Annotated in this window: 26 protein-coding genes; 13 read left to right on the top strand and 13 right to left on the bottom strand. The window is 34.9% G+C overall.

Translation table 11 applies throughout. From position 1 onward, the window contains the following. The first annotated feature begins 1 nt into the window (after window position 1). The 8 genes from ribD (at window position 2) to JNUCC52_RS06745 (ending at window position 7,436) form a co-directional block, all read left to right on the top strand. Window positions 2–1,111 (top strand): bifunctional diaminohydroxyphosphoribosylaminopyrimidine deaminase/5-amino-6-(5-phosphoribosylamino)uracil reductase RibD, encoded by a 1,110-nt coding sequence (gene ribD / locus JNUCC52_RS06780; protein ID WP_173478324.1) that lies wholly within the window; start codon window positions 2–4, stop codon window positions 1,109–1,111. After that, on the top strand, window positions 1,108–2,193 hold the full coding sequence (locus JNUCC52_RS06775; protein ID WP_337981759.1) for an FAD-dependent monooxygenase: 1,086 nt from the start codon (window positions 1,108–1,110) through the stop codon (window positions 2,191–2,193). Before ribD ends, JNUCC52_RS06775 begins: the two co-directional genes overlap by 4 nt. Window positions 2,194–2,209: 16 nt before the next feature. After that, window positions 2,210–2,773: a 5' nucleotidase, NT5C type gene (locus JNUCC52_RS06770; protein WP_173478326.1), complete on the top strand. Its 564-nt coding sequence runs from the start codon at window positions 2,210–2,212 to the stop codon at window positions 2,771–2,773. A 1,108-nt stretch (window positions 2,774–3,881) separates the two neighbouring features. After that, window positions 3,882–4,736, top strand: coding sequence for an ABC transporter ATP-binding protein (locus JNUCC52_RS06765; protein WP_337981758.1), 855 nt, complete (start codon window positions 3,882–3,884; stop codon window positions 4,734–4,736). Beyond that, window positions 4,736–5,392, top strand: a complete 657-nt coding sequence (locus JNUCC52_RS06760; protein ID WP_139860744.1) for an ABC-2 transporter permease — start codon at window positions 4,736–4,738, stop codon at window positions 5,390–5,392. Before JNUCC52_RS06765 ends, JNUCC52_RS06760 begins: the two co-directional genes overlap by 1 nt. Window positions 5,393–5,495: 103 nt before the next feature. Continuing rightward, window positions 5,496–6,113 (top strand): ABC-2 transporter permease, encoded by a 618-nt coding sequence (locus JNUCC52_RS06755; RefSeq protein WP_337981757.1) that lies wholly within the window; start codon window positions 5,496–5,498, stop codon window positions 6,111–6,113. Window positions 6,114–6,155: 42 nt separating this feature from the next. Further along, window positions 6,156–6,836 carry an ABC-2 transporter permease gene (locus tag JNUCC52_RS06750; protein WP_337981756.1) on the top strand — a complete coding sequence of 227 codons (681 nt, stop codon included), beginning with the start codon at window positions 6,156–6,158 and terminating at the stop codon, window positions 6,834–6,836. A gap of 189 nt (window positions 6,837–7,025) precedes the next feature. After that, complete coding sequence (locus JNUCC52_RS06745) at window positions 7,026–7,436, top strand: class III lanthionine synthetase LanKC N-terminal domain-containing protein (RefSeq protein ID WP_337981755.1); 411 nt, start codon at window positions 7,026–7,028, stop codon at window positions 7,434–7,436. A 130-nt stretch (window positions 7,437–7,566) separates the two neighbouring features. On the opposite strand, the gene JNUCC52_RS06740 is transcribed toward JNUCC52_RS06745, so the two are convergent. Next, window positions 7,567–8,193, bottom strand: a complete 627-nt coding sequence (locus tag JNUCC52_RS06740; protein WP_173478572.1) for a nitroreductase family protein — start codon at window positions 8,191–8,193, stop codon at window positions 7,567–7,569. 136 nt (window positions 8,194–8,329) lie between these two features. Between JNUCC52_RS06740 and JNUCC52_RS06735 the strand changes: the two genes are divergently transcribed. Continuing rightward, complete coding sequence (locus JNUCC52_RS06735; RefSeq protein WP_337981754.1) at window positions 8,330–8,674, top strand: winged helix-turn-helix transcriptional regulator; 345 nt, start codon at window positions 8,330–8,332, stop codon at window positions 8,672–8,674. A gap of 81 nt (window positions 8,675–8,755) precedes the next feature. Here JNUCC52_RS06735 and JNUCC52_RS06730 read toward each other — a convergent pair whose 3' ends face one another. From JNUCC52_RS06730 to guaD, 3 genes are all read right to left on the bottom strand, one after another. Beyond that, window positions 8,756–9,190, bottom strand: coding sequence for a hypothetical protein (locus JNUCC52_RS06730; RefSeq protein WP_173478333.1), 435 nt, complete (start codon window positions 9,188–9,190; stop codon window positions 8,756–8,758). Between the two features lie 142 nt (window positions 9,191–9,332). Continuing rightward, on the bottom strand, window positions 9,333–10,685 hold the full coding sequence (locus tag JNUCC52_RS06725) for a uracil-xanthine permease family protein (protein ID WP_173478334.1): 1,353 nt from the start codon (window positions 10,683–10,685) through the stop codon (window positions 9,333–9,335). Between the two features lie 114 nt (window positions 10,686–10,799). After that, window positions 10,800–12,167 carry a guanine deaminase gene (gene guaD, locus JNUCC52_RS06720; RefSeq protein WP_337981753.1) on the bottom strand — a complete coding sequence of 456 codons (1,368 nt, stop codon included), beginning with the start codon at window positions 12,165–12,167 and terminating at the stop codon, window positions 10,800–10,802. 388 nt (window positions 12,168–12,555) lie between these two features. Here guaD and JNUCC52_RS06715 point away from each other — a divergent pair, with 388 nt between their 5' ends. From JNUCC52_RS06715 to JNUCC52_RS06705, 3 genes are all read left to right on the top strand, one after another. Continuing rightward, window positions 12,556–13,197, top strand: a complete 642-nt coding sequence (locus tag JNUCC52_RS06715; protein WP_337981752.1) for a hypothetical protein — start codon at window positions 12,556–12,558, stop codon at window positions 13,195–13,197. A 231-nt stretch (window positions 13,198–13,428) separates the two neighbouring features. Further along, window positions 13,429–14,622 (top strand): YbfB/YjiJ family MFS transporter, encoded by a 1,194-nt coding sequence (locus JNUCC52_RS06710; RefSeq protein ID WP_337981751.1) that lies wholly within the window; start codon window positions 13,429–13,431, stop codon window positions 14,620–14,622. A gap of 129 nt (window positions 14,623–14,751) precedes the next feature. After that, complete coding sequence (locus tag JNUCC52_RS06705) at window positions 14,752–15,801, top strand: Rpn family recombination-promoting nuclease/putative transposase (RefSeq protein ID WP_337981750.1); 1,050 nt, start codon at window positions 14,752–14,754, stop codon at window positions 15,799–15,801. A gap of 56 nt (window positions 15,802–15,857) precedes the next feature. Here JNUCC52_RS06705 and JNUCC52_RS06700 read toward each other — a convergent pair whose 3' ends face one another. The 7 genes from JNUCC52_RS06700 to JNUCC52_RS06670 form a co-directional block, all read right to left on the bottom strand. Continuing rightward, window positions 15,858–16,568, bottom strand: a complete 711-nt coding sequence (locus tag JNUCC52_RS06700; protein ID WP_337981749.1) for an ABC transporter permease — start codon at window positions 16,566–16,568, stop codon at window positions 15,858–15,860. Between the two features lie 277 nt (window positions 16,569–16,845). After that, window positions 16,846–17,463: an ABC transporter ATP-binding protein gene (locus JNUCC52_RS06695; RefSeq protein ID WP_337981748.1), complete on the bottom strand. Its 618-nt coding sequence runs from the start codon at window positions 17,461–17,463 to the stop codon at window positions 16,846–16,848. A gap of 146 nt (window positions 17,464–17,609) precedes the next feature. Next, window positions 17,610–18,626, bottom strand: coding sequence for an ABC transporter permease (locus tag JNUCC52_RS06690; protein WP_337981747.1), 1,017 nt, complete (start codon window positions 18,624–18,626; stop codon window positions 17,610–17,612). Then, window positions 18,623–19,351: an ABC transporter ATP-binding protein gene (locus tag JNUCC52_RS06685; RefSeq protein ID WP_337981746.1), complete on the bottom strand. Its 729-nt coding sequence runs from the start codon at window positions 19,349–19,351 to the stop codon at window positions 18,623–18,625. The genes JNUCC52_RS06690 and JNUCC52_RS06685 overlap by 4 nt, the downstream gene beginning before the upstream one ends. Window positions 19,352–19,407: 56 nt before the next feature. Further along, on the bottom strand, window positions 19,408–20,304 hold the full coding sequence (locus tag JNUCC52_RS06680; protein ID WP_173478342.1) for a hypothetical protein: 897 nt from the start codon (window positions 20,302–20,304) through the stop codon (window positions 19,408–19,410). A 445-nt stretch (window positions 20,305–20,749) separates the two neighbouring features. Beyond that, complete coding sequence (locus JNUCC52_RS06675; RefSeq protein ID WP_337981745.1) at window positions 20,750–21,058, bottom strand: hypothetical protein; 309 nt, start codon at window positions 21,056–21,058, stop codon at window positions 20,750–20,752. 149 nt (window positions 21,059–21,207) lie between these two features. Beyond that, a complete protein-coding gene (locus tag JNUCC52_RS06670) occupies window positions 21,208–22,086 on the bottom strand; it encodes a LysR family transcriptional regulator (protein WP_337981744.1) in 879 nt (292 codons plus the stop codon). A 105-nt stretch (window positions 22,087–22,191) separates the two neighbouring features. On the opposite strand from JNUCC52_RS06670, the gene JNUCC52_RS06665 reads away from it, so the two are divergent. Continuing rightward, window positions 22,192–23,379 carry a YbfB/YjiJ family MFS transporter gene (locus JNUCC52_RS06665; RefSeq protein ID WP_139859912.1) on the top strand — a complete coding sequence of 396 codons (1,188 nt, stop codon included), beginning with the start codon at window positions 22,192–22,194 and terminating at the stop codon, window positions 23,377–23,379. Window positions 23,380–23,423: 44 nt separating this feature from the next. On the opposite strand, the gene JNUCC52_RS06660 is transcribed toward JNUCC52_RS06665, so the two are convergent. Both JNUCC52_RS06660 and JNUCC52_RS06655 read right to left on the bottom strand, forming a co-directional pair. Then, complete coding sequence (locus tag JNUCC52_RS06660; protein WP_139859914.1) at window positions 23,424–24,284, bottom strand: YitT family protein; 861 nt, start codon at window positions 24,282–24,284, stop codon at window positions 23,424–23,426. A 57-nt stretch (window positions 24,285–24,341) separates the two neighbouring features. Then, on the bottom strand, window positions 24,342–24,878 hold the full coding sequence (locus tag JNUCC52_RS06655; RefSeq protein ID WP_337981743.1) for a helix-turn-helix domain-containing protein: 537 nt from the start codon (window positions 24,876–24,878) through the stop codon (window positions 24,342–24,344). Window positions 24,879–25,143: the final 265 nt, after the last annotated feature.

Raw genomic sequence — 25,143 nt, 5'->3', positions numbered from 1 at the left:
GATGACGACAGATGAAAAATATATGCAATTAGCATTAGATTTAGCAGCCAGTGCAAGAGGGAATACGAACCCCAATCCTCTTGTCGGAGCTGTTATTGTAAAAAATGATGTAATCGTAGGCACTGGCTTACATCGAAAAGCGGGAGAACCTCATGCGGAAGTGCATGCTTTTCGCATGGCAGGAGAGCATGCAAAAGGTGCTACACTTTATGTAACACTTGAGCCATGTTCACATTATGGTAAAACGCCTCCTTGTGCTAATTTAGTTAAGGAATCAGAAGTAAGCCGCGTTGTAGTAGCGATGCAAGATCCTAATCCAGCTGTAGCGGGTAATGGTATCCAATTATTGCGTGATGCAGGCATTGAAGTTGAGGTAGGCGTATTAGAGGAAAAGTCTCGCCGTTTAAACGAGCGCTTTATCCATAATATGCTCACGAAACGACCTTTTGTTATTTCCAAATATGCGATGACATTAGATGGGAAAATCGCAGCGCATACGGGGCATTCTAAATGGGTAACGGGTGCAGAAGCTCGAGAGGATGTCCATCATATTCGCCACGAAGTAGATGCAATATTAGTTGGTGTAGGAACAGTAATGGCTGATAATCCATCTTTAACGACGAGACTTCACGATCGCCAGGGCAAAAACCCAATACGCATCATTATGGATAGCTCTCTTCGTACACCGACAGATGCCAATGTTTTGAATGTAGAAGAAGCGAAAACGATTATTGTTTGCAGTGAGGATGTTAAGCAAGCGCAAATCGACACGTTTGAGGCTAAAGGTGTCACTGTCCTACCTGTTCGAAAAGGTAATGAAGGTCTTCATATTGATGATATGTTAGAAAAACTATATTTACTTGGTATTACTGATGTTTTAGTAGAGGGTGGAAGTACAATCAATGCTTCATTTTTACAAAATGCCGCCATCGATAAATACGTTGTTTACGTAGCGCCTAAAGTTTTAGGTGGGAGTTTATCTTTAACACCTTTTGCTGGCTATAATGCGCCAACAATGGATGAGGCGTGGGATGTTGTATTTGATTCAGTTGATAAGGTAGGGCAAGATTTACGCATTATTGCTTATCCTAAAAAAGGTGAAGGTAAGTGAATTTTCAAGCGGATGTATGTATAGTAGGGGCTGGACCAAGTGGTACACTTCTCGCGCATTTGCTAGCGAAAAAGGGTCTGTCTGTGATACTGCTGGAACAAAGCGCAGCACTTGGGCAGGCTTTTCGTGGTGAACATTTAAATGAAGAAGGCGAAGCTGTTCTCAAAAATCATCATCTTTTTGAAGCGATAGAAGTACTTGGCTTATTACGAATGGAAAAACTAGAATATTATGCGAAGGGCGAAGCGTTTAAAACGATTTTTCCTGATACGTCTGTAGGACATTTAGGGATTCATGTTCCTCAAGCACATTTGCTTAAAGGAATACTCCAACATACAGCGCACTTTCAAAATTTTAAGTGTTTCCTAAATACAAAGGTGACATCACTTATCACAGATACGGCAGGACGATATGTCGGCGTTATTGCAACAAGGGATGAAGAAGTAATTGAAATCAAGAGCCAGCTTATCATAGGAGCGGATGGTCGATACTCAACTATTCGAAAACGAGCACACATCGCCATTCAAAAACAGAAACATGGTTTTGATTTACTCTGGGCAAAAATTCCTGCTCCTCAAGGCTGGGAGCCCGCTATTAAAATGGCGCTAATCGATTGTATGCAATTGTCTCTTTTCTCACAGACAGGGGGCTATATTCAAATTGGTTGGAATATTAAACAGGGTGATTTTCCTCAACTTCGAAAACAGGCAATTACTCCGTTTATTAGCCAGCTTATAAAGGCTTTTCCTGAATTAGAGGAAACCGTTCCTCACCATATTCGTTCATGGCAAGATTTTGTCTTACTTGATGTGTTTAGTAGTCATTGTGACTGTTGGGGGACACAAGGACTTGTCCTTTTAGGCGATGCCGTTCATACGATGACACCTACTGGCGCATTCGGCTTAAATAGCGCGCTAAAGGATGCTGATTGTCTTGCGTCATTACTCAATAAGGACGCTATACAACAATTTAATGTGAGAGATTTTCAGCAACTGCGAGAACAGGCCATTGAAGATGTATTAGCGCAGCAAATTGAAAAAGAACAAACTTTTGCCTTTCACTTTATAGACCAGGCATCTTGAAAGGAAGAAGATATAGATGAAATTTGGCTTTGATATAGATGATACGCTGATCGATTTACGTGCACATGCCTTTTCACTTTATAATAAAAAACTAGGCAAAAATATTACAATCGAAGCATTTCATGCATTGAATAGAGTAGAGATTCACGAACCATTTGGCTTAACGGACGCAGAAGGCTCTGCCATGTGGAACAGTTCTTTAGATGAAATCTATTTTACGGATTGTCCAATTTTTGAAGCTGCTCTTGAAACATTGCAAACATTACATCAGCAAGGGCATGAAATTTATTATATTACGTCACGTCCAAAACAACATTGTCAACAAACGCAACAATGGATGAAAGCGCAAGGTTTCCCAGTGGAAGAAGGGCATTTCTATTGTGGTATGCAAGATGTGGAGAAAGTGGCTATTATTAAAGAACTTGATTTAGATGTTTACGTTGATGACAAACCAGCAGTGTTAGAAACGCTACAAGGTATTAAGACGAAAGTGATATTAAAAAATCAATCGTATAATCAGCTTGTAGCATTGCCACGTTTAAATCATTGGCATGAGTTTTTAAGAATAATCAATGACTGAAAGGATTGGTATAACGAGTTTCGTTGTACCAATCTTTTTTGATTATTTTCGTAATGTAATTGTATGAATTTAAAGACTAGTTATAAATAAATGTTTGATAGTTAGTTTAAGTGGCTTTAAATATGAAGTTAGCTCAGGATAAGGTGGATTCATTGTTAGTTACTATTCGAGTATCATTTTTAGTAGTGCTTTTCTAATTGGATGTATTGTTGATTGCAAGATTTAATGAAGCTATTTTATAAAGGTGTCAAAGCTGTGTACTTCTGACTTAAGATATCAATTCTGTCCCCACAAACTTTTAAAGAAAAGCTTTCCTACCCTATTTAATTGCAAAGTATGACATTTTTTTGATGTACCGTCATTTTCTATTTCAATATAAGAGACGTTTATTCTAAGTTTTTTTTCAGTCAAGAAGAGAAAAATTACACATCAACCGACAGCAAAATGACGGTTACCGACAGAAAAAATGTCGGTTGAAATGGCGGTTATGGGGATGATAAACTAGTAATAACTTTAAATAGTAAGTGGAGATATAGCGGTTTCCTATCATTATGATACAAACAAAATAGCTATATTTCTCTATAAACGAGAGCACTTGTAAAATAATTTATTGAAATATTGTAAAACTGACGGACTTGAATACTGTGATTCTGTTCTAGAAATCGTTAACGCAACGATTATTCCGTTACATATCAGAAGTCGATTCTCCCACATCATATAAACATCCACGCAATGACAAATAGAACGAGATTCGACATACGTCGCATTTTTGCAAAATACTTCTAGGCAGAAAAAAAGGGCTAAATAGTTTTCTAAATAGGAGGAAACGTCAAGGTCTTTTATTCCATGAAATAATACCTCAATTCACTTAATAAAGCTGAAGTCTTTTTAGCAATTACAATTATATTATTCAGCACCGTCACCCCCATTCGGAAATAAACACCATTCATCAAACGACGACAACGATTAAAATGTTAGCAATGTGTAATTCTGTGCAACACCTAAGATTTATTTCTATTTATATAGAAAATAATGGGGTGGTATAACTTATTAGGTGTAGATAACTGTTGACATACTAATTTTAATATTAATAAAGGAGGACGAAATAATGTCAAATCTTTTAGAAATTAATAATCTTAGAAAGTCATATGGTGACAAAGTTGTTTTAGACGATGTTTCTTTTAATGTGCCACCAGGCGCAATCGTTGGATTTATCGGAAATAATGGGGCTGGTAAATCGACAACATTTAAAGCGGTATTGGAATTAGTTCATAAAGAGAGTGGTACAGTAAAGCTATTTGGTAAAGAAAATCTAAATAAAGAAGTCAAACTTAAAGAAAAGATAGGGGTGGTATTTGACGCGATTAATCTGCCGTCTAATCTTACAATAAAGCAATTAGGAAAAGCTTTTTCTAAGTTATTTTCTTCTTGGAATCAAAATGAATTTAATCGCTTAGTAGATATTTTCGCTTTACCTAGAAATAAAAAAGTCAGTTCATTCTCACGTGGAATGTCAATGAAAATTTCAATAGCTGTGGCATTATCTCATAATGCGCAATTATTAATCCTAGATGAAGCAACCGGCGGTCTTGATCCTTCTTCAAGAGAAGTGGTATTAGATGAATTGGAAAATTTTGCGAAAGAAGCGGATCATGGTATCGTACTTTCATCTCATATTATGAGTGATATTGAGAGAATAGCAAGTCATCTTGTCTTTATTAGTGAAGGTAAAATAACTTTAAATGAAGAGAAAGACATAGTATTTGAGAAATATGCTTTTGTAGATTTAAATGATAGTGAACAACTAACACTAATAAATAAGGATATTATTGTCGCTCGAAGAAAACATGGTGCTTCTTTCACGTTACTTATATCAGATAAGAAAAAATTGCCAAGTGGCTTGATTGCCCGAAAAATTTCTATGGAAGAAATCAGTGTATTTTTAACAGGAAGTGCGAAATAATGAAAGGGTTATTGTTTACAAACTTATATTTAGTTCATCGAAGTATTTTTGTGTACACATTGATAGGAATAGGGCTCACTGCTTTTTATTTAAAGCTAACTGGAGGGGCATACGCAGTTTTTAGTGCTATTACGTTGTGTATAGTAATAACAATGCCTGTATGGGAAATCCTAAAAGTTGAGGCTCAGTCCGGGTATAACAAGTATTCACTCACTTTACCGGTTAGTAGAAAAAATATAATACAAAGTTATTATTTAGTCTATTTCTTAGTAGTAGTTATAGGTGTAATACTATTTGTTGGTATCCTTTATATCTATGGTTTATTTTCAGAGGTTTCAATTGAACTTAGCTTATTTCAAACTATTGCTTTTACTATTCTCTCGATGTTAACACTTGGGGGAATAATATTCCCATTAATTTTTATTCTGGGAGAAGAGAAGTCAGATTTTATTCTACTGCTGAGTCTATTATTTATGGGTTTAGTAGTAAATTCACTCCGCTTGGGAGTGGGCTACCTATTAGATCAACTACCGTTGTTAAAGTTTAATCTCAATCCATTAAAACAAGTTCCGTTCATATTCTTATTAATAGGTATTTTAATTTTTCTTATATCTTTTTTTATTTCTTTCTTTATTTATAGTAAAAAAGAATTTTGACTTATGCTATTTAAATTAGAGGTGATTTAAGTAATGAAAATGACAGGTTTGGTATTTGGTATTGACAAACTTTTATATGGTTTATCGAAGTTTGATAATATACATGGTTGGAGCAATAGTAACAGGCGCTATTCTTTTTATGTATATTGGAGATGATACATTTTTTGGAATTGATGCAGAGTTCTTTGTTCCTAGGATTATATTTCTGTTAAGTATACTTCCTGCATTTGAAGTGTTAAAAGTTGCAGCCAAGTCTGGTTATGATAAGTATGTACTTACCTTTCCAGTTCGAATAGGTACTATTGTGAAAAGTCAATATATTTTTCTTGCTTTTATTACAGTTGTAGGGATAATGGTGGCTCTGGGTGCTCTTTATATATTCAGTCTACTTTCTTGGATATCGCTGGATATTATTTTATATCAAGAGGTGATATCTATGTTTACTATATTTATTTTAACTGGTTCGGTAACATTTCCACTTATCTATCTGTTTGGTACAGCAAAGTCAGATATTTTTGTTTTGTTAACTTTCTTTGCTTCGTATTATGTTGTTGGTTTAATAAGTAAGGCAATGCAGTATATAGCTGGTTTAATGAATATAAATTTACATAAATTTAATATACTTATTGGTTTTTCAGTAATATTTATTTTAATTGGTTTATTAATCTATATTCTTTCTTATTATTGTTCTGTAACTATCAATAAAAAGAAAGAATTTTAAGTCATACTTTTAAAAAAGGAAGTGTGAATAGAGATTATGCGTATGCTAGGTCTTCAATATACAAACTTTTTTATGGTTTATCGAAGTGTGTTGATGTACGCAGCAACAAGTATAGTATTATCTGGTATTTCTTTGTGGATTTCAGATGTCTCAGAGTCTTTCGTATTGGGTGAGGGCGGTAAGTGGTTAGCCATTCGGTTTATAATGCTGCTTATGATGTTACCAATATTAGAATTGTCAAAAATTGAGGCTAAGTCCGGTTATGATAAGTATGTGCTTACTTTACCAGTGCGTAGAAGTACTATTGTACAAAGTTATTATCTATTCTACTTTTTATTCATCACTATCGGAGTCATACTATCCTATGGCGTAGTATATATATATACACTATTGTTCCAGCTTCCCTTTAATAGTAATAACGTTGTTGAGTTGATTGCTGTTGATGCTGTTGCTTTGCTCTTAGCGGGAGCAATAGTATTCCCCCTTCTTTATAACTATGGAGTAGAAAAGTCTGACGTTATTATAATAGCAGGGGTATTTGGATCGTTTATTTCTATAAATAATGTAAGCGAGATACATTACTTGCTGGAACGGCCACCGTTGTCAAATCTTAATTTAAATCTATCAATATATCTGCCATTTTTATTGCTCCTAGTAGGTATTTTGTTATTTATACTATCTTCTCTTATATCACTCTGTATCTATCGTAAGAAAGAATTTTAAGCTACTTAACATAATATTTAGGGTTTATTGCGCTCCTTATATATGGATAATAAAGTGCTATGCAGAGGAATTATAGTCCTAAATTCTATCCTAGCACATTGAAAAATACACCATAATCTACTTTATATGAAAAAATCTAAATAGTGAGTATGTATCAATGTAGTATTAAACTAAATGGAGGGGATTTAAATGGAAGGGTTATTGCACTATTTCAAGTATTTGAAGCCCAATTCTGAATACTACGGTGAAATGGAGATAAAAGAAAAGGAAGATACATACCAATTGAGTGATATTCCAGATAATTATTCTGTTATATCAGATAGTGACTCGATTTGGAAATTTTATCATGTGAAAGACGCAATACTTCCAGAACAGGGTTGGAAAATTCATGTAACGTCCTTATTAGAGGATTCAAATATTATATTAGAAAAGGTAGCGCGATTATGCATAGCTAAAAATATTGAGTTTAAGCATCTTAAAGACAAATATAGTATGTTAGCGTTAAATTCAAAAAATGCGAATCGTGCTTCATCTGGAAAGTTTATAACGATTTATCCAATGAATTTTGAGTCCATGAACAATCGGACTTTAGCATACTGAGAGTAATGTTTTTAATCTTATCGTGTAACGAAAACAACCAAGAGACAATATGTTCTCTTGGTTGTTATTATTTAAGCAGCGGCTAAGCGGCACAGGGATACATGTGCGATGGTGGTCAAGTATTTACCTATTAAATAAAACGAGCAATATCTTTTAACGGTAAACGAGACGAGCCATAAGCAGGTGCAGCACCTTTACCGATAGCAATAAGGACTACAGGGAAAATATGCTCTGGTAATTCAAATCGTTCAGCAAATTTCGCTTTATCAAAACCGCCCATTGTCACAGTATCATAGCCTTTTTCTTTGGCGATAAGCATAAGTTGCATTGAAATAAGACCTGCATCAAATGTAGCAATATTTTTTCGTACTTCTAATGGGGCAGATGGGTAAGTGCGTAGGGTATTCGCAATCATTAAATCCTTCTGTGCATCACCCATATGACCTTCTGCGACATTTTGTGTATAAATTTGTTCTACTTGTTGATACATTTCGGCATTTCCTAACACCGCAATAACTGCTGATGATGTTTCAACTTGTTCTTGGTTATTGGCAATCGCACGGAGCTCTGTTTTCACTGCTTCATCTTGAATAACAAGAAATCTCCATGCTTGTAGATTGCTAGATGACGGTGCACTTGTTGCTTCTTGAATGATTTTTTCAAGCTCTGCTTGAGGTATTTTAAAAGTAGGATCATAAACACGCACTGATTTTCGATCCTCCATAATTGTATATAGATTCGCTTTGTTATTTGTTATTGACATAATGTCCTCCTTAAAACTTACTAATGGTAAGTTGATAATTAGAATCTTACCATTAGTAAGTTTATACGTCAAATAAAAAAATTTGTGTGTTACAATAGAAATACGGAATTTAAAAATGGGAGGTTATTATATGACTAAATCTAATTGTTCACATATATGTAGTAGCTACCATCAGGCAATTGAATTTATAGGAAAACGTTGGATGGGCATGATCATCTATACGTTATTGCCTGGTCCAAAAAGGTATCATGAAATACATGCCACTATCCCTGGCATTTCTGATCGTTTGCTAACAGAACGTCTAAATGAGCTTGTTCAAGCAGGACTAATCGAGAAAAAATATATTGATTCATCGATAAAAAAAGTAGAATATGCGTTAACACCGAACGGCTTAGCGTTTCAGGAAGTCATCCTGTCTATTCAAAAATGGATTGATTTATGTGATTTTGAACAAACTACGAAAGAGTCAATCTAAAAAAAGACAAAGTACCTCGAGAGTACCACTCTCTTAAGGTATTTTGTCTTTTTGTCTATAAATCGTAAGAAGCGATCCTATTTATTCTACATAAACATCAAAAATAAATGATTCTTTTCCGTTATTCCATAAGGCATCCAGTTCATAAATATAATATCCTTCTTTAGAAGGCATCGTTATTTTTTCCTCTTTAATTTCAACATTTTCAATTGTGCCATCTTCATTCATTTTAGTTGCAGTAATGGCGATTGGACTTTGTTCAATATTAAATTTTAGTATCTCTCCTTTTTTGACATCTAATGTTTCAAAGTTATCTGCTATTTCATTAATATCAGGGGACCCTTTCAGCCTCATTTCAACATCGTCTTCTTTCCATTCAAATTTACTTGGAAGCATATTATATTGCGCACCATCCAAAATAACTTGGCCCACTGGTTGTTTAAAAACACCCTTAGGAAATGCATTGCATCCGGTCATAATAATGACAATTAGTATTGGTATAATTACTTTATTCATTTGACTATTCTCCTTTTTATGAATTAGGCAATACTATTATACCTTTTTTGTAAAATTTTACTATATACCAGTAGAACAAAAAAAAGAGACTGTAGGCAAACTCACATTGAGTTTATCTACAGTCTCTCGCATTATTATTAATCTATTTAACAGTCGGTAAAATTTTATTTAGAAGAATGGCAACTATTGCAGCGGTCGCTACTGGAGAACCAAATAAATATTGAACCGTTGTTGGTAAAGAATATAAGAAATCTTTCGGTAATAACGTTAGTGCTAATGTTAAAATAATTGGCACAGCGATAACGTACATTTCTTTTTCACCGATACGTTCATTTTTCATTACTTGTAACCCACTAATTGCAATGATGCCACAAACGATAACGAAAACACCGCCGATAACTGCAGAAGGAATGGCAGAAATTAATGCAGCTAATTTACCAGAAAAACCGAACAAAATAAACCAAGCACCTGCAGCAATAAAGACACGACGACTTGCAATACCTGTAATGGAAATCACACCTGCATTGGTTGAATAGCCAGTTACTGGAGTAGAACCTAATAATGAGGCGATGAAGCAGCCGATACCTTCTCCGATAACCCCACGATTAATTTGCTTATCTGTCAATGGTTTTTCAATAACATTACTAACTGCAAACCATGTACCTGTTGTTTCAGCCAGTAAAACAATATAAATAATAATCATTGTTAAAATTGCTGAGAAGTTAAATGTAAAGCCAAAGTCTGCAAAAGGAATTTGTGGTAAGCTAAACCACTTTGCTTTTCCAACTGCTGATAAATCTAATACACCCATTATATTAGCAGCGATACAACCTATAAGTAACGCGATAATAACAGATGCAATACGAAATGCACGACCTTTTTGACGGAACACAGAGCCTAGCATTACACAAACAATTAAAACGATAGCTGAAATAAGCGCTAAATAAATATTTTGGTTAATCGTCGCACCAGCGCCTTCAAAAATATTACTACTTATACCAACAGGCATTAGCGATAATCCAACAACGAAAATAATTGTACCTCCTACAATTGGAGGAATAAAAGTTTTAACAATTTTATTGAAAATACCTGTATAGCCTAAAATAATGACAAAAATGGCACCAATTAAGCTTGCTCCTAACACAGAGCTCCAACCAAGTTCGCCACTGCCACTAGCGGCATAAATACCTACAATCGCACCTAGTGGTACATAAGACGGCCCTTGTGCGATTGGTAGCTTCATGCAGAAATGTGTTTGAACAATTGTCGCAATCCCTGCTGCAATAAAAGTCGATTGTATCAATGCGCTTGATTGACCTGATTGCAAACCAATTAACATCGCAATAAGGAAGGGAACTACATAGACGTCCATTGCCATAACATGCTGTAAACCTAGAAGAACTGATTGGCTAAATGGCACTTTTTCATCGGGTAAAACAGTTAAATGCGTGGTATTACTTTTATCGTTTGCTAGATTGTTTTTTTGCGTTTCCACTAAGATGTACACCTCAAAGTTTAAGTTTTTATATGATGATTAGGTTGAATCTTACATTGGTTCGTGTCCTCCAACTGCTACAGCAAAGGGGAGGGCATTGTTTGCGTTAAATTATTAAGCTCTTTCATGAACTTTAGTGCCTTGCACCCACACTTCACGAATATTTTCAGGACGAACAAGATACATGATTTTTTGGAAAATATCAATCAATGCTTCATTGTTATCATAGATTGGAAGTTTGGCAGAGACTATTTTTGTATCGATTACTTGAACATCCCACGTATAGTTTTCCTGTAAGCGACCTACTGGAAGGCTTAAACTTTCGCCACCACCTGCTGTTGCTAAGTAGAATGCTTCATTAATCGTAATACGTGAATTTGGTACACCACGTTTGTCTGCAGGAAGCGCCGTATCAACACCATCTTCTAACATTCTAGATGACATAACAGCTTGTCTTGCGTTATCAAAAAGACTTGGAGAGAAGCCACCTGAAATATCTGATCCTAAACCAATATCCACCCCTTTTGAATGGAAACGGGCAATTGGAATGACACTGTTAGCAAAATAAGCATTTGAGATTGGGCAATGACCGATTGCTGTCCCTGTTTCAGCAAATAATGCTGCATCATCATCGTTTAAGAAATTGCAATGCGCCATAACAGACTTATCACCTAATAGACCGAAATCATGTAACGCATAGGCATCGTTTTTGTTGAAGCGGTCTTGTACGTAGTCGTGCTCCCAATCGCTTTCGCTACAGTGAGATTGAATGTGCGTATCGTATTTAGCAGCTAATTCTCCTAAACCTTTTAAAGCACCATCTGTACAACTTGGAATAAAGCGAGGTGTTACAACAGGATAGACACCTTGTTTAGTAGTTTTCGCTAATTCTTTTACAGCTAAAATAAACTCCTCTGTGTCAGCTAATGCTGCATCTGTGTTTGCATCTCGATAAAATTCAGAGTTTTGTTCAGGGTCATCCATGACAACTTTCCCAACTAGACCACGTTGTCCTTTTGTAGCGCAGATTTCTGCTAATAGTAGGCTCGCTTCTTTATGGACAGTTGCGAAATATAGCGATGTAGTTGTGCCATTCGCAAGGAGGGTACTAACTAAATCTTCATACACTTCTTTGGCAAATGCTAAATCCGAGAACTTCGATTCAATAGGGAAGGTATATGTGTTCAGCCAGTCATTAAGAGGAATGTCTAAAGCAGTTCCAGCCTGCGCCCATTGCGGTGCATGTACATGCAAATCGACAAAGCCGGGTAAGAAATACTGTCCATCAGATAATTGGTGGAAATTTTCTTTTCCTTCGTATGTAGTTAGTAATGTTTGATAATCAGGATGTTCTGGCGCAACAGCCTTTTCAATCATACCGTCAGCGTTAATGCAAAATAGATAATCTTTTAAAATTTGTACTTCTTTTGGAGACTGACTCGAAAAAGCAGTACCTTTGAAAATTTGCGTATATTCTAACACGTTTCGCACCTCAATGTTCGTATTTTAGTATCGGTAGGGAATATTATAGGACAAAAAAACTGTGAAGTCTATAAAAAAACGAATAAATTGCTGCTGGATTTGATAGAGATATAAGAGGAATTAACATAAAATGAAAAGTTTTTTACAACAATTTAACGCAATGGGAATATGTGGTTGAAGGAATGAAAAATGAAAAAAGGGGGTTGGCAACTTAAAAATTTTTGAATAAAATATAATTGAGAATTATTTTCAATTAAAAATCTCGCGCAAAAAAGGGAGGTGGCAGTATGGCCTTTTGAATCTAGCAAGGTATAAAAATGGTAATTAGGTTATTCTAACGTTCACTGCTAGAATCTCTATACTTACTAAACAGAGAAAGGAGCATACTATGAAAAAAATAAGTAGTGTATTCATTTTATTTGTAGTAGTTATAGGATTAGTAATCCCTAATTTTGCTTTGGCAGCAAGTGAGAATGAGCAAGATAATCCATTTGAAACCCCAGAAAAATATGTTTCCTATCTAAAGTCATTTGGTGATACGTACGATGAATTCATTCAGCAATATAGTGAATTATCGAAAGAAAAGCAAGAAGTAATTTTAGATGTTTTACAAAATGGTGGTAATTTTGACGTAGAGCTTACTGAAAACAGTATACAAAGCAATGAAAAACATAGATATACTAGAGCAACCGTACAAACTAGACCAGTATCATTTGATGCAGATTTTAGATTATTCGGGATAACCTTTGTGAAAATTAGGTTAGAAGGTAGATTTGAATATAGTAATCAAAGAGTAACCTCTGTACAGTATAAAAATGCTTACATTGTTCAGAACTTTGTTCCTTTAAGTGGTTTTGAAAGAACTTCGTTAGATGCATATGTTAGTGATGGTAAATTTTATGCGAGTGCTGCATTTACAGCTTTTGTAGGTGCAAAAATAGGAGATAATGTTATTGGGGTGCGTCCAAGAACCTTTAACATCGAGTTAAATTCTGATTATAGAGGGAATGTGAATGGGCATGCTTGGTAGAAAGGCTGTCGTCATAACAGGAATATGTTTGCTCGTTTTTTTGCTCATTTTATTTATTATTATGAATTTAGAAGCTAAATAAAATTTAGAAGACTCAAGTATAATTGCTTGAGTCTTTTTTGTAGCTTGTAATACGCTTGTTTTTAGAATATTGGTAAAATTTTATAAATATAATTGCTTTCTGAATGTGTATTAAGTATCCTTTTATTAACAAAAAGGGGAGGGGATGCGATGAATCGTCAACATATAGGGGTATTATTTGGAGGAGTATTGTTGCTCGTAGTAGCAATGGGGATTAGCCGTTTTGCTTTTACGCCCATTTTGCCATTTATGCGGGAGGATGTCGGCTTTTCGTTTAATGTGGCCGGCTTTTTAGCATCCAGTAATTATATTGGTTATTTTATTGGTGCATTATGGGCTGGATTTATTTATCGCCAAAAGAAAAATTTTTTACTGTTGAGTGTTGTGTTAAATGTTATTTCTGTAGTTCTTATGGGGCTAATTGAAATTTATAGTGTTTGGCTTGTCCTGCGCTTAGTTGCGGGGATTACAGGAGGGCTAATATTTGTTTTAACATCCAGTATTATTATGGATTATTTAGCTAAACAATCACTGACAAAGTGGTCAGGTTATTTATTTAGCGGTATAGGACTTGGTATTGCCATATCTGGCTTGTTCGTACCTTTCATTGAAGTACGTTTTGCTTGGCAAGGTACTTGGATTGGCTTAGGAATTTTATCAGCACTTTTATTAATTATTACATTGATCTTATGGAGAAATTTACAAGTTCACGATAGCGTAAAGGTTACTAAATCGTCTGATACAAAAATGTCGCGAGGTTTTATGCCTTGGCTTATTGCTGCGTATGGGCTTGAGGGGCTTGGCTATATTATTACAGGGACATTTTTAGTAGATATTATTCATAACATTCCATCTCTCCAAGCATACTCTTCCTATAGCTGGGTCATTGTTGGAGTGGCGGCAATCCCATCTGCCCCAGTTTGGACAGTTTTATTAGAAAAGTTTTCAGCAATTAAAATATTGTTTGTGGCATACATATTACAAGTGCTAGGGATTTTGTTGCCGGTATTTTCACAAACAGTGTGGAGTGTTTTATTGTCTTCATTTTTATTTGGCTTAACATTCGTTGGCATTGTAACATTGACAACCGCATATGCCAGACAGCTCTTTCCAACCCAAAGTGGTCCAATCGTTTCAGTATTAACGACATTTTATGCATTTGGCCAAATAATCGGACCAATAATTGCTGGACAACTTGTAGTAGTATACAGCAGCTATAAAGCAGCACTCATCTTTGCTGGAGTCATCGTATTTTTAGCGTTAATAGTGATGTTATGCGGTAAATGGATCGTCATAAAACAACAGGAAAAGGCAGCCAATCTAAACATGCAGTCCACACCTTAGTGGTAGTGAAAGTGCCTGACACTCGAAAGATTCTGAATTGTTCGGGTGTCAGGCACTCTTTTCATTTTTCCCTAAATCGACAAAATGTTATAATTATAGATAGTAAATCAATCAATTGGAGTGATGCGAATGAGTGTAAAGACTTTACGTAAAATCCCACTTGAGAGTTTTGTCGATTTAAAGGTAGATTATGTTTTTAAACAATTTTTTGGTACAGAGCAGAATAAAAATATTACTGTGGTTTTTCTAAATGCTATTTTAAAACGTACTGGCCGTAATACTATAAAAGAGATTTCTTTTATGCGGCAAGAATTCGGTAGCGAGCATGTAGATGATAAGCAGTCACGCTTGGATATTTTAGTGAAAACACAAGATGATTTATTTATTAATGTTGAAATCCAACTGACAAATAAATACGACATGATGAAACGAACACTGTATTATTGGTCTCGAATTTATACCTCTCAGCTTCGAAAAGGAATGGGTTATTATAAACTTCGACCTACAATAACTATCAATATTTGTAATTTTAGTTTATTTGAACAAACAAATAATTACCATTCCCTTTTCCAACTATATGACTTTGATGAGAAGTTTAAAATGGACGATGTACTTGAAATTCATTTTATCGAAATAAATAAATTTATAAAGCAATGGTACGCAAAGCAATTAAATTCTTGGGAAAATGTACTTGCTAGATGGTTAATGTTGCTGGCAATGGTTGATGGTCGTAAAGGTAAAGTCTATGAAGAAATCTATTTGGAATTGGAGGAGCTCGCCATGAAAGATGAGGAGTTATTAAATGCTTTCAATGTTTGGCAAGATTTAAGTCAATCCCCTGAAGATTATTATGCTTACCAATCTCGTTTGAAATATATTCTTGATGAGGCGGCGAAGCTTGAAGATACAAAATATATAGCTGAGCAGGAAGGGCTATTAAAAGGAATAGAACGGGGAATGGAGCAAGGTATTCAGCAAGGTATTCAGCAAGGTATTCAACAAGGAATTGAACAAGGAATTGAACAAGGTATTGAGCAAGGTATCAAACAGGGAGAAAATAAGATGCAAAAGGAAATCGTATTGAAACTATTAAAAAGAAATACAGATGTTGAAACAATTGCTGAATTAACCGGACTAACAGTTACTGAAATTGAACAGCTAAAAGAATTACTTGATTAATTCTTTAGGTGCCAGACACTCGTAATTTTCAGAATTGTTTGGGTGCCTGGCACTTATTACATTTTCTTTTTACGATTTGAAATAAAGAAGTACAAACTAATTACTAGCATGCTATAAATAAAAATCCATATATATTGCCAATAAAAAACAGCAGGTATTGTTTGGATACTATCATCTGCACTCATCATTTTTAAAGAAAGATGTACAGGAGGTAGAAGCCATATAAGACCTTGTACTTGCACGATGACATTTTTCAACGAAACGATAGCTAAAGAAATGATTAGGACACTAAGTACCCCCCACCAAGAATTTTGTCTGTTTTGGACTAGTTCCCTTGTAAAAAGGGAAGAGAGTGCAATACTAAGGATCGAAAGGCTAAAGTGAGCTAGAAAGCCTAATATTATATGTAAGGCCCTTGGTCTTTCACCAAATGCATCAATCATTATCGGATAGAATACTGCAACACAGCTTAAACTAAAGCCGATCATTATACAAATCAAATAAAGTGCCCTAAAATAAGCTTTTTCTCCCTTAGAATGGAGTATAGTAATTACTTTTTGTCCTTCATCCTCCCCATGAAATATTGTAACGGTAAACCATCCCATTAACATAAAAAGAAATGTCGAAGTAAACGAGTAACTATCTAATATTGGATTTGGCACAAATGCATAATTGACTACCATACATAAAATGAAAATGAAAAAAGGCGGAATATATTTATACGTTCTTATATAGTTAACTATTTGATAGTGCAATAAACTCATCATTTCCCTTGTAAACCTCCTAGAAATGGCTATGGAATTGATCTTTCTTTGGATTTAGAGGTATGAGCTGTTTAATGGACGCTTGGTGCTGAAGTAATGTCAGAAGGATTTTATCAGTATCTGAACTACTAACTTTTACGGTTACCTCTTGATTGCCATTCGTTAATGTACGCATTTCTTTGATTTGCATAAGAGAAGAAAGTGCATCAAGGGATTTTTGACTTGATAACTCAAAAATTATTTGATTGTATGGAATATGGTTTTCTTTAAATGATTCCAGTTATAACACTTGGCCCTCTTGAATTAATAAAACTCGGTCTACAAGATTTTCTAATAATTTTGTTTCATGGCAAGTTAAAATGATACTATATCCATTTTCCTTTAATGACAAAAGAATTTGTTCTAAATCAATTTGGGCGCGAGGATCAAGTCCAGATAAAGGTTCATCCAAGATGAGAAGATGTGTTTCTTCAAGCATTGCCTGCATAATCATAATTTTTTGCTTCATGCCTTTTGAAAGATGAGTAATTCTTGTCGTACGAGACGCCTCCATATTAAATATCTTTAGTAATTGATCTATTTTTTGCTGTAAATGTTTTTTGGGGATACCACTAATTTTACCCATATAAAAAAGATACTCTTCAGGGGAAAATAATAGATGCGATGGAGTGACTTCGGGTACGTAGCCGATTTTTAAAGATTGTCGATGTTTGGTCACTGTCCCGCTATCTGTATCCACTATACCACCAATAATTTTGAGTAGCGTACTCTTTCCTGAGCCATTCTTTCCGACGAATGCTATAATTTCCGCGTTATAAATGGAGAATGAAATGTTGTCTAAAACTTTTGTGGCTTTATATTGTTTAGAAATATTTTTTACTTCCATTATCGTATTCATAAGGACACACCTTTTTGTGAGTGATAATTCTAATGATTCTATTATAAATTAATCCTACACAAAATACCTCTTAAAATGGTTTTATTTTCTAATTTAGCAAAAATAAAAGGCTCTGCTCATACTAAAGAGCAGAACCTTTTAAAAAGTCACAATGAACGATATTTTTTTAAGCTAATGATATTTAACATAATAAAGACAATAGCAAAGCAAGCTAGAATTACTAAATTTACTAGAATTTCATTAAAGGAAAATCCTTTATACATCACGCCATTTAAGGCATCCGCCGCATAGTATAATGGCATGATACGACCAATATATTGTAACCATTCCGCCATATGATCCAGTGGGAAAATACCCGAAAAGAATACTTGTGGCACAATAACAATGGGGATAAATTGCATCATTTGAAACTCTGAAGCGGCGAAGCTAGATAAAAGTGCACCTAATGATAAAGATACAAGTGCAATCAAAATATTAATAAGAAACACGAGCCAAATGGAACCTATATGGACGATATCAAGAACATAAATTCCGAATAGAACAATTATAATGGTTTGAATAAGGGCAAAAAAACCGTAACCAATCAGATAACCTGCTACAATTTCGGCACGTTTAATAGGTGTTGCTAGTAATCGCTCTAATGTTCCAGACATACGTTCCTTTAATAAGGCAATACCAGTAATTAAGAAAACAAAAAAGAAAACAAAGAAACCGATAAGCATTGGGCTGAAAGTATCAAAAATAGCCGTATCTTTGTCACCGTATACATAGTCGGTCATTATCGCCATATTAGAAACTTGCTCTGGTTGTAATACTTGTGACAACTTCATCATAACAGCTCTAGCAGTAGTAGGATCGTCATTTAATAAGGTAAGCTTCACTTGATTGTTGTGAAGTGCTAACCAACCGTCATATTGTTGTTCTTTTAGTTTGGTAATAGTAAAATCATTTTTTTCAATTACATCAAAATCGGCAGCGTCTAGTTTTTCAATAAGCTCTGCCGGGCTATGTGATACAACTAGCGTTACTACAGGCTCATTACTATTAAAAATAAAATACATTAATGAAAGCACGAGGAGGGGGGCAAGAAATAGCAATGCAAGTGTACGCTTATCGCGTCGCATTTGCTGAATAATTCTTAAAACTAGGGCGCCAATTCTCATAGTATTGTTCCTCCAGCTTTTAAAAACACTTCATCAAAATCTTTAGCTTGATATTTTGTTTTCAACTCGTTCGGTGTACCTTGTGCAAGAACGTGGCCGCTACGAAGTATTGCTAATTGATCACATCGCTCTGCTTCATCCATTGCGTGTGTCGTCACTAAAATTGTTTTGTTCTCTTGTTCTTTAAGCCGAATAAGCTCCTGCCAAATTTCTTGTTTCAATACAGGATCTATCCCTACTGTTGGTTCATCCAAAATCAAAAGTTTTGGATTTTGAATCAGAGCAATTGCGAGGGACAATCTTCTTTTCATCCCTCCAGAATAATTCATTACTTTATTATTTAATTCGTCTGTTAAACGAACAAGATGTGCAGCGTACGCGACGCGCTCCATTCGTTCTTTTTTTGATAATTGATAAAGCTTTGCAAAAAAATGGAGATTTTCTGCACCTGTTAAATCTGTATATAGCGCATCGGATTGTGCCATGTATCCAATATCCATTAACAATTGCTTGTGAGGAACCACGTAATTGAATACATGGATAGTGCCACTATCTGGCTTCAACATGCCCATGATTAGCTTAATTAATGTTGTTTTCCCACAACCAGATGGGCCAAGTAAACCAATTAACTGACCAGTTGGAATGCCCAAGGAAAGGGGGGCAATAACTTGTTTATGATGAAAACGTTTTTCGACAGCATTTAATGTAATTGCCTGCTCTCCCAAAAAAACAACTCCTTATGAGGTGCCTGACACGCAAACAATTCAGAATTGTTTGCGTGTCAGGCACCGTAATACGTATTGAGTGCTGCTTCCAAGCGTTGTTCTAAATGTTGTGAAATATAGCCAAAAACAAACTGTTCCTTTTCCATCTCAATTTGTGAGGACCTAAAAATTTTTGCGAAAAACCCTGACTTATTTTCGAGTGAAAATTGTTGCAGTGCTTCGGTGCGTAATGTTGAAACGATTTCATTTTCAATATGGCGTTCACGGATTTTTTTTACAATATCCTTTACGCTACCTTCTTGTAACTCTAGCATTTGCTTTTGGAGATTTTCATTTATATGTCTCAGTTCATTTGTTTCATTTTGGATGTCTTCGATTTTGCGACTCGATTCGGAAGATAGCGCATTTTGAGCTAAAAAATCTTCGTTAATCGTTATGTGCAATGTCCCTTGCTTTTCATTAGGTTCCATATGAAATAACCCTGTTTGTATCATTTGCTGTAGGACACTACCTAAAACATCGACTTTATTGGCTAAATCATCAGATGAAGCAAGAGTGGTAGCAGTAATTTGGTGTTTAATTTGCTGACTGCTATCATCAATTCCTAGAAGAAGTTTTAAGCCCTTTACACGGTATTCGTCCTTTAGAAGTAGTATCATACGAAGTCGTAAAATGGCAGGGAGGTCCAACCGAATATTTGTGATTTGATGATTAGAGGCACTATCAAAAATATACTGGTCAAAAGGTTTAATGTAGTAACGGAGCATAGCATCCGTTATTTCAAACCAACCTGCAACTTCTGAAATACTATAATATTTTTTTTCATGGATATGTGTTAAATAGGCATCACCATAAAGTGTTTCTTCTAATGGTGTATGTTGTAGAACGACAAACAATGGATCATGCTGCACAATTCCGAGTACTAATTCTTTTGCATCACTTATTTCAAGCATTCCTTCTACACCCCCACTTTATTTTTCATTTGCTAAATTTTGCATTATCTCTCTATTAGGTTTCTATTCTTTTTAACCCAATTGTATGCATATTTAGACAAGGATAATTTAATATTTTAATGTTTCTTTAAAGAAAGTAGTTTGAAATATCAAAAACTGCTCTTTTACATTAATCGTTATCCTGCTACCGAATTTGTGGAGATGTAGAACTAATTTGTATGTGGTGATTAATGAATGAAATGATAAATCGACTAGTACTCCTGTAATGATTATACAGATGAAATAGATGTAATGACTAAGGTGGACACCTAAAAATAGTAGAGAACAGGAGAAATAATCCATTACTCAAGCTTGAAAAATAGCTAACGGTAGTACGATTATTCATATTAACTATAAGTTAAATTGAAAAAGTTAGCCGAGAATTCCAAATAACTTTTAAAAATAACTACTTTGATAGTGGATGGATAGTAATCGTATGATTGCTCAAAAGCTGGTCGTTGAGCATGACTTCCATTTCAGTATATATAACGTTGTCCTTAACGAGAATCTGCATTTCAGTGGACTTATATTGACATTGGAATTCACGAATATATTGCGTGATAATTGATAAATTGTCGTTGTTTTTAATTTCTACTTCCACAAAAAAAGGCAATGTTAATTGTGGTGGTGAGAAACAGCCACGGCGAATCCAAATCGCTTCATTTACATAATATCGGATTGGCAATTGTCGATCACTCGCTATAAATAAGTCCATTTAGATCTCCTTCATTTTGTAAATTCAAGATGTCTCATAACTATTTTAAGTATAGCTTTTTCTGCTTAGAATGTCGTGAAAGAGCCTTAGGTGTTGATATCGTGTTGCTTGCAACCATCGTATGTCTTTTGCCTATTGAAAACAGACGTTCACTTCTGAAGCTGTTGGTACGCTAAAATCGAATCAATGAAATATGTTAGTGCAGGTGGTTGAAAATCATCTTGACGATATATGAACCAAGTAGGGATATGCGTTTGCTTTGTAGCCAATACATGAATAGCGAGTGGTTGCGAAGCGATATATTTTTCTGCGATTGCACGTGGCAGGAGCGTTACTCCAAGTCCTGCTGCTACACAGCCGATAATGCCATCAAGTGTTCCAAACTCCATTCTTTTCTTTGGTTGCACACCGTCTTCATGTAACCAGTGTTCAAAAATTGCCCGATAAGAGCAGCCATGACGGAAAGTAATAAGGGTGCAATTTTCTATATCTTGCAAGTTTTCAATTGGTTTATGCTGGATTGACGAAATGATTACTAGCTCCTCATTGATAAATTCCTTTGCTATTACATGCTCTTTATAAACAGGCCCTACAACAAAAGCACCATCTAACTCATAATTTTCTAATCGTTCAATATTTTCCGTCGATGTACTCGTTGAAATTGTTAACTCTATCTGTGCATACGACTTATGAAAATTAGTTAAGAGCGTTGGTAAATGGAGCGCAGCGGTAGTTTCCATTGAACCAATACGCAGAACACCCTTTTTTTCTCTCGTATCATGGAGCATTTCAAAGGATTTTTCATGCAAATATAGCATTTTTAATACGATTTCATAAAATTGTTCTCCTTTAGCTGTTAAACGGATTCCGCGATGTCCTCGATGAAAAAAGGTTACATTATATAATTCTTCAATATTTTGTATTTTCATTGAAATATTAGATTGTGAGTAATTAAGTTCTGCGGCTGCTTTAGAAAAACTTCCTGCTTGTACGACCGTCCGAAAAATAAGCAAATCATTAAAATTCAAGATATTCCCTCCTGCTATCAATTTATTTGATATCTATTATAAATAATCGGCTCTATTTGTGATACCTAAATATTAGTTATAGTAAATGTGAAGGGGAGGGGAACTATGAATAAGCAAACAGTTCATTATTTAATTGGAGGCGTTTTTGCATTCATCGTTGCAATGGGCATTAGTCGTTTTGCCTATACAGTCATTTTACCTTACATGCAAGAAGCTTTTGCGTTTAGTCGAGCAACTGCAGGCTTTTTAGCTACGAGCAATTATTTAGGCTATTTTGTAGGTGCCATTATTGTTGGACGTCTACAATTCAAAGAAAAACGGATTCCCTTCTTACAACTAGCATTAGTTATAAGTATTGTAACTACTGGTTTAATGGGGTGCACTAAGGTGATTTTTGTTTGGTATGTGCTTCGGTTTATTTCTGGCGTAATGAGTGCTTTTATTTTTGTCATTGCTGCAAGTCTAGTGCTCGATCAATTAGCTACGAGCAGGAAATCACACTTGTCAGGGATTTTTTATAGTGGTGTAGGGATAGGAATTGCATTAAGTGCTTTAATTGTTTCACCAATACATGCTTTATTTAACTGGTATGGCACATGGTTTGCCTTAGCATTATTTAGCAGTATCTTACTAATATTTATTGTCATTTTAATAAAGCCAAACACACTTAAAACACAACAGCAAACTAGTGAAACACCAATATTGCGTAAAGCTCTACCGACAAGGTGGATTAAATGGCTAGTACTTGCCTATAGTCTAGAAGGACTTGGCTATATTATTACTGGAACTTTCATCGTATCCATTGCAAATGAATCAACAAGCTTTCAGGGGGATGCAGTCTTTGTATGGTTTGTCGTTGGCATTGCAGCCATTCCATCTTGTTTTATTTGGTCAAAACTTGCACAGCGTTGGGGTTATGTAATGACATTATTTATAGCTATGTTATTGCAGTCATTAGGGATTGTGTTACCAGCATTGTCCACAAACACTTTTACCATTTACACAAGTGCTTTTATATTCGGTGCGACATTTATGGGGATTACAACGGTTGCAACTACTTTAGCAAAGCAAATTGTCCCTTTAAATAGTCATAAAATATTAGGAGTTTTAACAGCAGGCTATGCACTAGGGCAATTGCTTGGACCTTCACTAGCAGGAATATTGGCCAACTATACAAACAGTTATCAATATGCGCTAATAGGTGCATCTGCTGTTGTCCTAGTAGGAGCAATCTGTCTAATAAACGGAATAAAATATGAAAAAAATAATAGTGAACTCCAACAAATACGGTAAATAAAAAGAAGTAAGCAAGTAATGATACTTGCTTACTTCTAATATTAGTGAATATCACGTTTTTTGAAATTACCACCACGAACTTCTGAAACATCAGAAATAACAACAAAAGCACCGCTATCAATATCTTTAATGATTGTCACAAGCTTATTTTCTTCCATACGGTTAATGACACAGTTCAAAATTTCAGTTGGTTCGTTTGAAAATCCGCCACGCCCTTGTGTATAAGTAACACCACGTCCTAAACGAGCTTGAATGGCGTCACCAATTTCCTCAGATTTTGCACTGACAACACGAACATCTTTTGATTTTTCTAAACCTACTTGAATAATATCAATAACGTTTTTCGCAATATAGTACGTTAAAGCTGAATATAATGCGCTTTCTAATCCGAAAATAAAGCTTGCCCCTAAGAAAATAAAGGCATTAATAAATAATATAATATCTCCGACTGAAAACGGAATTTTACGTGATAATAGTACGGCTAACACTTCAGAGCCATCTAATGCACCACCGTTACGTAAGACAATTCCTATTCCAATTCCAAGTAACATACCACCTGATAAGACAATTAATAAAGGATCGTTTGGACCTAAAATTGTTTTAACATCATGTAATAGAACTGTGGAAATCGATAAAGCCGCTATCCCAGTACTACTCATTAATGCAAAAGTTTTTCCTACTTGTTTGTAGCCAATATAAATAAATGGGATATTAAGTACAAAGAGTAGCACCCCTAACGGAATTCCGAATAAATGGGCACCCATAATACTAATACCTGTTACGCCACCATCAATGACATTGTTCGGTATTAATACCGCTTCAAGTCCATATGCTGCGATGACTGCGCCTATAATAATCATAATAAATTTTCTTATATTTTCAACTGACTTGCCTTTTTTCATAAATCTTCTCCATTTCTTTACAATTTAAATCCAGTGATCGTACCTACATATTGTTACTTAAGATTTTGGAATAATATTTAATGCGATCGTTTTTGTTTCCGTTTTATTGCTTGAATCGGACATATTATAGTATCTCGTTAATAAATCATTTAAATCATTTTGAAAGTTGTTAAACTGTTCCTTTGTTAAAGATAAGTCAAGTAATGAAAAAGTAGCTTGATCCTCGACGCAATCTTCTTCAAATAAGTTTAAGTAATTTTGATATTGAGACAGTAGTGCTAATTGATAATAAGAAATATAGTTTAGCTTTTGCTTTTTCGTAAGCTTGGACCACTCCTCCGCATCTATTTTTGCTGCTCCCTCATTTAAAGCATAAAATTTTTCCGTGACAGAACGTACTTTGCGTTCTTTCACAATTTTAATAATGTTTTCATCCATTAATATTTGAATATGGCGATATAATGTAGCTTGCGGTACATCTTTAATTAAAGAAATCATCTCTAACGTACTTAAACCGTCTTCTGTATTATGCATCAGTGCCTGCAAAATCTTCATTCTCACTGGATGCATTAAAACCTCCGCTTTATTAAGCATTATGAGCCCCCTATCTGTAGAAAAGAGATGGTATTAATGGAAAACGCAAATGTTATCAATGTGAGAACATTATCAAAAAATATAATATATTTTTAAACAGATGTACAGTAAAAAGCTAATGAAATTATTATATGAATATGATAATATTATTCGTTTGTTAAAAAACTTTGCATTTTATTAGGGTGTAATGTGTAGGGACAATTGTTGTTGATATTCAGTATCGGTGCTTCCCACGCTGCCATTTTTGTTTTGGATGCGGAACTTG

Origin of the sequence: Lysinibacillus sp. JNUCC-52 (genome assembly GCF_015999545.1) — a bacterium.
Taxonomy (GTDB): Bacteria; Bacillota; Bacilli; order Bacillales_A; family Planococcaceae; genus Lysinibacillus.
Note: the sequence above shows the minus strand (reverse complement) of the source record. Positions and strands in the feature narration are given on the sequence as shown.

Bases quoted from the DNA above. Each gene is read 5' to 3' on its own strand.
- JNUCC52_RS06745 (WP_337981755.1), top strand. From the start codon at position 7,026: ATGGAAGGGTTATTGCACTATTTCAAGTATTTGAAGCCCAATTCTGAA.
- JNUCC52_RS06750 (WP_337981756.1), top strand. From the start codon at position 6,156: ATGCTAGGTCTTCAATATACAAACTTTTTTATGGTTTATCGAAGTGTG.
- JNUCC52_RS06770 (WP_173478326.1), top strand. From the start codon at position 2,210: ATGAAATTTGGCTTTGATATAGATGATACGCTGATCGATTTACGTGCA.
- JNUCC52_RS06705 (WP_337981750.1), top strand. From the start codon at position 14,752: ATGAGTGTAAAGACTTTACGTAAAATCCCACTTGAGAGTTTTGTCGAT.
- JNUCC52_RS06660 (WP_139859914.1), bottom strand. From the start codon at position 24,284: ATGAAAAAAGGCAAGTCAGTTGAAAATATAAGAAAATTTATTATGATT.
- JNUCC52_RS06715 (WP_337981752.1), top strand. From the start codon at position 12,556: ATGAAAAAAATAAGTAGTGTATTCATTTTATTTGTAGTAGTTATAGGA.
- JNUCC52_RS06755 (WP_337981757.1), top strand. From the start codon at position 5,496: ATGGTTGGAGCAATAGTAACAGGCGCTATTCTTTTTATGTATATTGGA.
- JNUCC52_RS06655 (WP_337981743.1), bottom strand. From the start codon at position 24,878: ATGCTTAATAAAGCGGAGGTTTTAATGCATCCAGTGAGAATGAAGATT.
- JNUCC52_RS06665 (WP_139859912.1), top strand. From the start codon at position 22,192: ATGAATAAGCAAACAGTTCATTATTTAATTGGAGGCGTTTTTGCATTC.
- JNUCC52_RS06700 (WP_337981749.1), bottom strand. From the start codon at position 16,568: ATGATGAGTTTATTGCACTATCAAATAGTTAACTATATAAGAACGTAT.
- JNUCC52_RS06675 (WP_337981745.1), bottom strand. From the start codon at position 21,058: ATGGACTTATTTATAGCGAGTGATCGACAATTGCCAATCCGATATTAT.
- JNUCC52_RS06765 (WP_337981758.1), top strand. From the start codon at position 3,882: ATGTCAAATCTTTTAGAAATTAATAATCTTAGAAAGTCATATGGTGAC.
- JNUCC52_RS06680 (WP_173478342.1), bottom strand. From the start codon at position 20,304: ATGCTTGAAATAAGTGATGCAAAAGAATTAGTACTCGGAATTGTGCAG.
- JNUCC52_RS06735 (WP_337981754.1), top strand. From the start codon at position 8,330: ATGACTAAATCTAATTGTTCACATATATGTAGTAGCTACCATCAGGCA.
- ribD (WP_173478324.1), top strand. From the start codon at position 2: ATGACGACAGATGAAAAATATATGCAATTAGCATTAGATTTAGCAGCC.
- JNUCC52_RS06690 (WP_337981747.1), bottom strand. From the start codon at position 18,626: ATGAGAATTGGCGCCCTAGTTTTAAGAATTATTCAGCAAATGCGACGC.
- JNUCC52_RS06760 (WP_139860744.1), top strand. From the start codon at position 4,736: ATGAAAGGGTTATTGTTTACAAACTTATATTTAGTTCATCGAAGTATT.
- JNUCC52_RS06730 (WP_173478333.1), bottom strand. From the start codon at position 9,190: ATGAATAAAGTAATTATACCAATACTAATTGTCATTATTATGACCGGA.
- JNUCC52_RS06710 (WP_337981751.1), top strand. From the start codon at position 13,429: ATGAATCGTCAACATATAGGGGTATTATTTGGAGGAGTATTGTTGCTC.
- JNUCC52_RS06695 (WP_337981748.1), bottom strand. From the start codon at position 17,463: ATGAATACGATAATGGAAGTAAAAAATATTTCTAAACAATATAAAGCC.